7 protein-coding genes are annotated in these 9,409 nt (G+C 46.1%); all 7 read left to right on the forward strand.

Annotated elements, in window-relative coordinates; all coding sequences use genetic code 11:
- Positions 1–721 precede the first annotated feature (721 nt).
- The 7 genes from V4C51_RS15850 (at position 722) to rfbA (ending at position 9,258) form a co-directional block, all read left to right on the forward strand.
- Positions 722–1,900 carry a hypothetical protein gene (locus V4C51_RS15850; RefSeq protein WP_330927157.1) on the forward strand — a complete coding sequence of 393 codons (1,179 nt, stop codon included), beginning with the start codon at positions 722–724 and terminating at the stop codon, positions 1,898–1,900.
- Between the two features lie 23 nt (positions 1,901–1,923).
- The gene (locus tag V4C51_RS15855) at positions 1,924–2,460 is read left to right on the forward strand and encodes a polysaccharide biosynthesis/export family protein (protein ID WP_330927158.1); all 537 of its coding nucleotides are present in this window, start codon (positions 1,924–1,926) and stop codon (positions 2,458–2,460) included.
- Between the two features lie 29 nt (positions 2,461–2,489).
- Positions 2,490–4,610, forward strand: coding sequence for a GumC family protein (locus V4C51_RS15860; protein ID WP_330927159.1), 2,121 nt, complete (start codon positions 2,490–2,492; stop codon positions 4,608–4,610).
- A gap of 47 nt (positions 4,611–4,657) precedes the next feature.
- Complete coding sequence (wecB, locus tag V4C51_RS15865; protein ID WP_330927160.1) at positions 4,658–5,842, forward strand: non-hydrolyzing UDP-N-acetylglucosamine 2-epimerase; 1,185 nt, start codon at positions 4,658–4,660, stop codon at positions 5,840–5,842.
- A 181-nt stretch (positions 5,843–6,023) separates the two neighbouring features.
- The gene (gene wecC / locus V4C51_RS15870; protein WP_330927161.1) at positions 6,024–7,280 is read left to right on the forward strand and encodes a UDP-N-acetyl-D-mannosamine dehydrogenase; all 1,257 of its coding nucleotides are present in this window, start codon (positions 6,024–6,026) and stop codon (positions 7,278–7,280) included.
- A complete protein-coding gene (gene rfbB / locus V4C51_RS15875; RefSeq protein WP_330927162.1) occupies positions 7,277–8,353 on the forward strand; it encodes a dTDP-glucose 4,6-dehydratase in 1,077 nt (358 codons plus the stop codon). The genes wecC and rfbB overlap by 4 nt, the downstream gene beginning before the upstream one ends.
- Positions 8,354–8,394: 41 nt before the next feature.
- A complete protein-coding gene (gene rfbA, locus V4C51_RS15880) occupies positions 8,395–9,258 on the forward strand; it encodes a glucose-1-phosphate thymidylyltransferase RfbA (RefSeq protein WP_330927163.1) in 864 nt (287 codons plus the stop codon).
- Positions 9,259–9,409: the final 151 nt, after the last annotated feature.

Consider the following 9,409-nt stretch of genomic DNA (forward strand, 5'->3'; position numbering starts at 1 on the left):
TTCGTCAAATAGCCCCACTATTATCCTCAGAAGCAGAAATTTTTATCCTCAATTTCTCGTAATCCTCGCTACGGGCGCTATTCTCGGTCAGCCTCCTAGGAGCCTGTCGGACTTATGCTTTCGAGCATAAAATTCAGTAGGGCGAGTCAGAATTTTCTGGATTTTAGGCTGAAATTGTCTTAAGTCCGACAGGCTAACAGGTGTAATTACTTATTGAATAGGTAGGACTTGCAGGCAACATAGTTATTTATTAATATACGACCGTCGACAGGCGTAAGAAGCATAAAAATTATCGCAACCGCAGTAACGCGGTCTATTCTCGGACAAGCTCCTGGTGCCATCCCTTGCCTTTGGGTGCTTTTTGTTACGTCAAAAAATAGAAAAAAGAGCTTCTCTCAATGTAAACCAAGAAAAAAATGTCACTTTAACTTAAAAAATGACAGGTTCTTTCAACACTTAGCCATAGTTGATGGGCGGTAGCGTGCCTGATTTTGACATTCTCCACGTCTGAAGACGTTGCCGCGAAAGTGCTGCGCTTCGTTGATACAGTGCTGAAAAGTCGCTCAAAAGAGGATGTACATTTACTCCCTGTAAGCTGCCCTTTTGCGCCACCTTTTCGCCCTTTTCGCCCTTTTCGCCACTTTTGCCTTGTTTCAGCTTTGCTCGTTGCTTTAGCGACAACCTCTGAAAATACGGGATTTATACGCGGTTATGATAAAAAATGTACTCAGGGAAAGTGTTACGCAATGTTGCAGTAATTTTTACTTGCTTGACGTTCTCATCAAATAGTTTTGGCACATTGCCCGTCAATACTTTCACCGGAGAAGGCATTGATATCTCTTTGGGTCTTGCAATCAGCTTTGCTTACGATGACAACTTCTATCAGGACGAACGCCGGGAAACAGCAGGTATTTACACGATAGTACCGGGCATTTACGCTCAGATGGCCTCTGGGCCTAATAAGTACGGTGCAGGTCTTGAGGTAAAACGTCATCAGTACACTATTATTAATGCAGAGTCAGCAACAGACTATCAGCTTAACCTTGATGCGCGCCATGAATTTACCCGTCGGAACCGGTTTAACGGTAGTCTGGTTGTCGGAAACTATGTAGATGATGACCAGAGATTGTCAAACGTCTATGACCAGCCTCGATATCAGCAAATGATCGTCAATGGTAAGTATGGATTTGGCTCGTTAAGGACTCGCGCGAGAATTGATTTTTTTGGTAATCTGACTAAAAAAGAATACACCCGCGAGCAATACGACAATAGTAAAACCAGTCTCTATGGTGCAACAGCCTATTACCACTTTTTGACGCGTACTGATATATTATTTGAGACCTCAAAAGAAGTGCTGGCCTACTCGGGGGCAGCAGGCTACGGCGTTAACAGCTATTTAGCTGGTTTATCTTTCAGGCCCTCAGCAAAAACGGCAGGTTATTTCAAACTCGGTCGCCGTTTCTTATCATCTGAACAAAACGAAGAAGAAGGCTATACCGGCTGGGATGCAAGTGGCACTTATAATATAAAAAGTTACTCTGTAGTGACGCTCAGTGTGGGTGAAAAGTACGATATTGAGTCTGATGACCCATCACAGAGTCATTACGCCAAGGTGAAAGAAGTCAGTACGTCCTGGAATCACCAGTGGAGCGCAAGGCGAAGGACGGTGTTGAAGTGGGAAGCAACCTGGGAAGATATTCTTGGGTATGGCGCTACGGTGGACAAGGAAGCTATGACCCATAATTTCCACGTCGGATGGACATGGAATGTACGTCGCTGGTTTTCTTTATCATTAACATGGAAACATACGATACATAATGAAAAAGCAATAAATCCTGAGGTAAAACTAGAAAATTACCGACAGAATGTATTTACATTTTCCAGCTCAATTAATCTGTAAAGCCATTGTTGTAAACCATTAATATGAAAAAAATGGTAGTCTTAAGTCTTCTTCTTATAGGAGAGCTTGTTGCGATTTCTGCCAGGGCAGGCACAAAAACGGACTATACGCTGGCTGTTGGGGATGTCATCAGTATTGATGTGTTTAATGAAAGCAATTTAACCATTAAGGCAGCACGACTCACGGCAACAGGCACCCTTGCATACCCTTTTTTAGGAGATATTCCGGTTCAGGGAAAAACCATTAAACAGGTGCAGAATTATATTACCAGCGGTTTGAAAGGGGATTACTTGATTAACCCCATAGTAACTGTCAGGCTGATTGAGTACCGAAAGTATTTTGTTAGAGGTGAAGTGAAAAGTCCGGGAGGCTTTTCGTATGCTCCGCAGCTGACATTACAAAAAGCGATAGCTCTGGCTGGTGGATTTACTGAACGGGCATCACGGAAGAAAATACAGGTGACCCGGGAAAAAGAAGGAGAACAACAAACATTGTGGTTGACGCTCGGAGATGAGGTATTGCCCGGCGACATAATAAATATTAAAGAAAGCTTTTTTTAAGACATTTTCTGAGCCACTGATTTTCTGTTATGAGTAGTGTACCCCCGCCCGTGCTGTATCCGGTTAAGGAAACCGGGCAGTTGATATCCGTTTGGGATATTGTTCAGATTTTTCGTCGTTACTTGTGGGTGATCGGTAGCAGTACAGTACTGATGGTTATGTTCGGTGTATTCTACAGTTCACGGCTGCCCCCCGTCTATATGGCAACGACCAGCCTTGAGCTGAAACAAGACGACAGTAAAATTATTTCCATCGATAGTCTGTACAGTATTGGTGGTGATTCGTCTTATCTGCGCACCCAGTACGAAATTATGAAGTCCAGAACAGTGCTGGAAAAAGTCGTGCGTCAACTGGATTTGATTGCGCGCCCTGAATTCAACTGGACATTGCGCCCTGAAAAAGAGTCGTTACTCAACTGGCGCAAGTGGCTGGGGCTTCCACCGGAACCTGAATATATCCCCACCAGAGAAGCGCTGATTTTTGATGCGACCAGTGTCCTCCAAGGAATGGTCACGGTGTCTCCCGTACCCGATACACAGATTGCTAAAATATCGGTGAATTCAACCAATAAAGCGTTATCGCCATTACTGGCCAATGCCATTGCCAGAGCCTATATCGATACGTGGCTGGATTCCCGACTCACTGCCAGTGCTGACAATACGCAATGGTTGCAGGGGCGACTGAATGACCTGGGTGCCAGCCTCGACCAAGCTGAAAAAAATCTTCAGGCGTATCGGGAAAAGGAAAACCTGATTAACCTCGACAGTGAGCTGGCGCTGGCAAAAAGCGAGTTGGAAGCGCTGACGCATTCACTGGCACAGGTTAAGGAGGCGTTGGCACAGAACAGAAGTATTTATCGTGAAATCACTAGCAGTGGCGCTAAAACCGTTGAGGAATACAGTGTTCTGCCAAGTGTCTTGAAAGACCCTCTGCTGAGGACATTAAAAGAGCAGGAATCCACGTCACAGCGAAAGGTGGATGAGTTGTCAAAGCGTTATGGACCCAAGCATCCAGATATGATTAAAGCGATAACAGAACTAAAAAGTGCCGAGCGTCATATCCGTCTGCAAACCATGAAGATTGTGGAGGGCATTGAAAAGCAATACGAAGTGACTCTCGCCAATGAGAAGGCCCTGTCAGAAACGCTACAGGCCACCCGAGAACGTGTTCAGGCAATTAGCCGTAAACAGTACCGGTTGAGCGAGCTTGAACGAGAAGTTAAAAGCAAGGAATCACTGCATAACAGGTTTCTTACCCGTATTGGTGAAAACAAGGCGACAAGTGACTTTAAAAATACAAACGCACGCGTAATTGATTCAGCTTATGAACCCTACTATCCCGTTAAGCCTAAGAAAAAACTGATCATCATTATGATGGGGATGGCTGGTTTACTCTTATCGACGGGCATTGTATTCCTTCTGGAAATGCTGAATAACACAGTAAGAACGGTGAGAGAAATCGGTGAAAAACTCAAGCTGCCCGTGTCAGGTCGATTGCCTTATGTTAAACGCAAGCGAAAAGACACGAAGCTGCCTCAGCAGCTATTTTGTAACAAACACCAACTCTACAGCGAAGCTATACGAACTCTGCGCACCCAGATCAGCCTAAAGCATGAAAAAGGTGTCGCGGTTATCGCGGTCACTTCAGCACAAGCTGGCGAGGGCAGAACGGCCACAGCAGCGAGCATGGCAAAAGCTTTTGGGTTGCTGGGCAAGACGCTGGTCATTGATGGCAATCTGAGGCAGCCGGGACATACCCTGAATACGTTGCTTAAGGCTGAAAACCCGGAAAACAGCCTGGCTGCTATTTTACAGGGGGCACAGGAACCGGTTGGTGTACCCACAGAAACGCAAGGGGTCAGGTTAATCCCTTCAGGAGGTTCCATTGATCAGGCTCAGGAGCTTCTGGCAGCACCGGTGTTTGTTGATATCTTGCGTCAACTCGAAAAAAACTATGACACCATTATTATTGACTGCCCGCCGCTGTCGGGAACGAGTGATGCCCAGCATATTATTTGTCACTGTAATACGGTGCTGTATGTTGTTGAGGCCGGTAAAGTGCCAGCCCCTGAATTAATTGACGGGGGGGTAGATATTCTGAAAACGGGTAAGCAAATTACGGGTGTCGTATTAAATAAAGCCACTCTATAGAAATCCCGCCATTCCCGAGAATAACGAATAATTATAAAGAGTCATCTATGAAGTTATTGATTGTTTTTGGCACCCGCCCGGAAGCCATAAAAATGGCGCCAGTCGTCAATGCCTTTAAACATAACCCTCATTTTGAAACACGTGTCTGTGTCACGGGACAACACCGGGAAATGCTGGATCAGGTATTGAGCCTGTTTTCCATTACACCGGATGATGACCTGGATATTATGAAGCACGGGCAAGATTTGTCTGATGTGACAACGGCGATTATCCACCGGTTAAAATCTGTTTTTTCTACTTTTCATCCTGACCGGTTGCTGGTTCATGGCGATACAGCCACCTCATTTGCCGCTATGCTGGCAGGCTACTATCATCAGATTCCTGTTGGCCATGTAGAAGCAGGTCTGCGCACAGGAAATATTTATTCCCCCTGGCCAGAAGAAGGCATGCGCAAGCTGACAGGCACGATTGCAGACCAGCACTACACACCCACAACGCAGTCTCTGAAAAATCTACTTCAGGAAAATGTTGCGCCTGAGCAGGTTTTTGTCACCGGGAATACTGTTATTGATGCATTGATGGCGGTGTCTGAACACATTGATAGCAACCCGTCTTTGCAAAGAACGCTCAGTAGGCCATTTCCTTTTTTAAAAGACAATGGAAAAAAACTGATTTTAGTAACAGGGCACAGGCGTGAAAGTTTTGGTGATGGCTTTGAGCACATTTGTCAGGCGTTGCGTGAATTATCACGTCGTTCTGATGTGAGTATTGTTTATCCTGTGCATTTGAACCCGAATGTTCAGGGGCCTGTTAATCGGCTGTTAACCGATGCGGAAAATGTTCATTTGATTGAGCCTCAGGAATACCTGTCGTTTGTTTATTTGATGAAATCAAGTTATTTACTGCTGACTGACTCTGGCGGTATTCAGGAAGAAGCACCCTCATTGGGCAAACCTGTTCTGTGTATGCGCGACACGACAGAGCGCCCCTGTGCGTTAAAAGCAGGTACTGTGCGCCTGGTGGGAACCTGCACAAATATCATTATCAATGAAGTCACTCGTCTGCTGGATGACAAATTTGCTTACAGGACAATGAGTCAGGCATGCAACCCTTATGGCGACGGCAAAGCCAGCGAGCGGATTGTCAATGCTGTTTTAGGCAATGATCAGTCCATGGGTTTGCTTTTGTCACAGTCTCATAAAACGTTTTCCCCTGCCTGGAAGCCGACTTAAAGCGGCTACTGAGCTTTGGGATAAACGGGGCTAAAAAGCGGGTTTTGTTGGTGAAATAGCGGGCTATTCGTCTGTCAACACCGACTTTTTATCTTCTATTATCCTTGATTCTTGCAACGTGCAAACTGTTAAGACAACTCATTTATCCTGCTATTGTTTTATTAAAAATTATAAAAAGACTATGACTCACCATCAGCCAATCTCTTCTGTTTCTGTTATAGGTATGGGCTATATCGGCCTGCCAACGGCGGCCATGTTTGCTGAGCGAAAAATACAGGTGACAGGCGTTGATATTGACCCACAGATAGTGGATACCATTAATCAGGGTAATATCCATATTCTTGAACCGGATTTGGATAGGCTGGTCAGTACAGCCGTCACCACTGGTTTTTTGAGAGCAACCACAAAACCGGAGCCTGCCGATGCGTTTATTATTGCCGTGCCCACACCTGTCAACGGCCAGAATGAACCTGATTTGTCGTATATTGCTTCAGCTTCCCGAGAGATTGCTCCGGTATTAAAAAAGGGTGACCTTGTGGTGCTGGAATCGACATCACCGGTGACAACAACAGAACAAATGGCAGCCTGGATTGCACAAGCCCGCCCCGATTTAACGGTTCCTCTCTCAAATGGTCAAACTGGTGATATTTTTATTGCCTATTGCCCCGAGCGGGTATTGCCCGGACAGGTCGCGCGTGAGCTGATTGAAAATGATCGGGTCATTGGCGGCATCAATAAAGCCAGTGCCGAAAAAGCCTGTCAGCTTTACCGGCTGTTTGTTAAAGGTGAGTGCATCATGACCCATGCTCGAACGGCTGAAATGGCAAAACTCACCGAGAATGCCAGCCGGGATGTCAGCATTGCTTTTGCCAATGAGTTATCTGTTATTTGCGATAAATTGGCTATTAATGTCTGGGAGCTGATCGCTCTGGCCAACCGGCATCCAAGGGTGAATATTCTCCAGCCTGGGCCGGGTGTCGGTGGGCATTGTATTGCTGTTGATCCCTGGTTTATTGTGTCCCAGGCACCGAAGCAGACGGGGTTAATCCAACAGGCAAGGCGAGTCAATGACCATAAGCCGCAATGGGTCATGGATAAGGTCAGTGAACGTGTGGACAGTTTCCTGGCTCAGCACCCTGAAAAAGAGCGCCATGATGTGATCATTGCCTGTTTTGGCCTGGCGTTTAAAGCCGATATTGATGACCTTCGTGAAAGCCCCGCATTACAAATTACCCGCTCACTGGTGAATACATCAGGGTGCAAGGTGATGGCTGTGGAGCCTAATACGAAAGAACTGCGAGAAGACTTTGATTTGGTCAGCCTTGATACAGCCCTTGAAAAAGCCGATATCTATGTTCTGTTGGTTGACCATATGCCGTTTAAACGTTTTAAGCCAGTGTCTGAATATATTGTCGATACTCGGGGGATATGGACATGAGCTGTCGTACTATCCTTGTCACCGGTGGTGCTGGCTTTATTGGATCTGCCGTCGTGCGTTTTCTGATAAAGCAAACAGACAACAAGGTTATTAATCTCGATAAACTGACGTATGCCGGTAATCTTGAGTCGTTGGTTTCAGTGGCGAAGAGTCCGCGTTATCAGTTTGTACAGCAAGACATTGTCAATACAAAAGCCATCAGGGCCATTCTGACAGAGTTTACCCCTGACGCCGTCATGCATTTAGCCGCAGAAAGTCATGTGGATCGCTCCATTAGCGGGCCGACGGATTTTATTCAGACCAATGTGGTCGGCACCTGCAGTTTGCTCGAAGCCGTCAGGAGTTACTGGCAATCGCTGTCGTCAGTTAAGGCGAAAGCCTTTCGGTTTCATCACGTATCCACGGATGAAGTGTATGGGGATCTCAGCAATCGAGATGAATACTTTACCGAGCAATCGCCTTATGCCCCCAGCTCCCCCTATTCAGCCAGCAAAGCCAGCTCGGATCATTTAGTAAGAGCCTGGCACCGAACTTACGGGCTTCCCGTGGTGATGAGTAACTGCTCTAATAATTATGGGCCTTGTCACTTCCCGGAAAAATTAATTCCCTTGATGTTATTCAATGCCCTTGAGGGTAAGCCATTACCCGTTTATGGCAACGGTGAGCAAATCAGGGACTGGTTGTATGTGGAAGACCATGCAAAAGCTCTGTATACCGTTTTACAAAAAGGACGCACGGGTGAAACCTACAACATCGGCGGACATAACGAAAAAAAGAATATTGATGTTGTTTATACGTTATGTGATCTGCTCGAAGAGCTTGCCCCTGAGAAGCCTGAAGGTGTTGAACACTTTAAAGACCTGATAACCTTTGTTGAAGACCGCCCTGGTCACGATCAGCGCTATGCGATAGATGCGACAAAAATAAGGGCTGATCTTGGCTGGGTACCAGAAGAAACCTTTGAAACAGGTCTGCGAAAAACAGTCCAATGGTATTTGGATAACCCCGCCTGGTGTCGACGGATTCAGGATGGGAGTTATCAACGTGACCGCCTTGGGCTGTTTGCTCAATAAATACATTTCACAATCATTATAACAACATCGGAATAATAACAATGAAAGGGATTGTGCTTGCCGGTGGCAGTGGTACACGACTGCACCCTATCACTCGGGGCGTCTCTAAACAATTATTGCCTGTGTATGACAAACCGATGATCTATTACCCGTTATCGGTGTTGATGCTTGGGGGGATTCGAGATATTCAGGTGATTACCACCCCGGAAGATCAGGTAAACTTTTTTAATGTTCTCGGTGATGGCAGCCAGTTCGGGATTCACCTGAGTTACGCTATTCAGCCTGAGCCTAAAGGACTGGTGCAGGCGTTTAACATTAGTTCCAGTTTTATCGGGCAAGACCGTGTCAGCCTGATATTGGGGGATAATATTTTTTACGGCCAGGGCTTTACTCCCAGGCTACAGGCGGCAGTGAACAGGGAGGAAGGTGCCACTTTATTTGGTTATCGCGTTGCAGACCCGGAACGCTTTGGCGTGGTTGAGTTTGACGAACATGGACAAGTGCAATCCATTGAGGAAAAGCCAGAAAACCCAAAATCTAATTATGCGGCTACGGGCTTGTATTTTTACGATAACCAGGTTGTTGACCTTGCCAAAGAGGTGAAGCCTTCTGCCAGGGGAGAGCTGGAAATTACAGAACTCAATCGACTTTATCTTGACCACGGTCAGCTTAATGTTGAAATATTAGGGCGAGGTTTTGCCTGGCTGGATACCGGTACGCACAACTCACTGCTTGAAGCTGGACACTTTGTACAAACCATTGAGCATCGCCAGGGCCTGAAAGTTGCCTGTCTGGAAGAAATAGCATTAAAGAATAGCTGGTTAAACGAAGAGGATATTCTTCGAGCAGGTTCAGTGCTGGAAAAAACAGAGTATGGACGCTACCTGCTAGGACTCATCGATTAAGAAACCGTTTTAAAAGTCGAGAAATTCGAGAAAGTCGAGCTGCCACAAGACTCTGCGATAAACGGTTCTAGGAGGCTTTCCGAGAATAGACTGCCCTACTGCGGTGGCAGCAAATTGGTCTAAAAAGTCGGAAATTTTTAGCAAATAGAAC

The sequence above is a fragment of the Candidatus Sororendozoicomonas aggregata genome, from assembly GCF_031528575.1.
In the GTDB taxonomy this organism is placed as follows: domain Bacteria; phylum Pseudomonadota; class Gammaproteobacteria; order Pseudomonadales; family Endozoicomonadaceae; genus Endonucleibacter; species Endonucleibacter aggregata.

Bases quoted from the DNA above. Each gene is read 5' to 3' on its own strand.
- wecC (WP_330927161.1), top strand. From the start codon at position 6,024: ATGACTCACCATCAGCCAATCTCTTCTGTTTCTGTTATAGGTATGGGC.
- V4C51_RS15855 (WP_330927158.1), top strand. From the start codon at position 1,924: ATGAAAAAAATGGTAGTCTTAAGTCTTCTTCTTATAGGAGAGCTTGTT.
- wecB (WP_330927160.1), top strand. From the start codon at position 4,658: ATGAAGTTATTGATTGTTTTTGGCACCCGCCCGGAAGCCATAAAAATG.
- rfbA (WP_330927163.1), top strand. From the start codon at position 8,395: ATGAAAGGGATTGTGCTTGCCGGTGGCAGTGGTACACGACTGCACCCT.
- V4C51_RS15860 (WP_330927159.1), top strand. From the start codon at position 2,490: ATGAGTAGTGTACCCCCGCCCGTGCTGTATCCGGTTAAGGAAACCGGG.
- rfbB (WP_330927162.1), top strand. From the start codon at position 7,277: ATGAGCTGTCGTACTATCCTTGTCACCGGTGGTGCTGGCTTTATTGGA.
- V4C51_RS15850 (WP_330927157.1), top strand. From the start codon at position 722: ATGTACTCAGGGAAAGTGTTACGCAATGTTGCAGTAATTTTTACTTGC.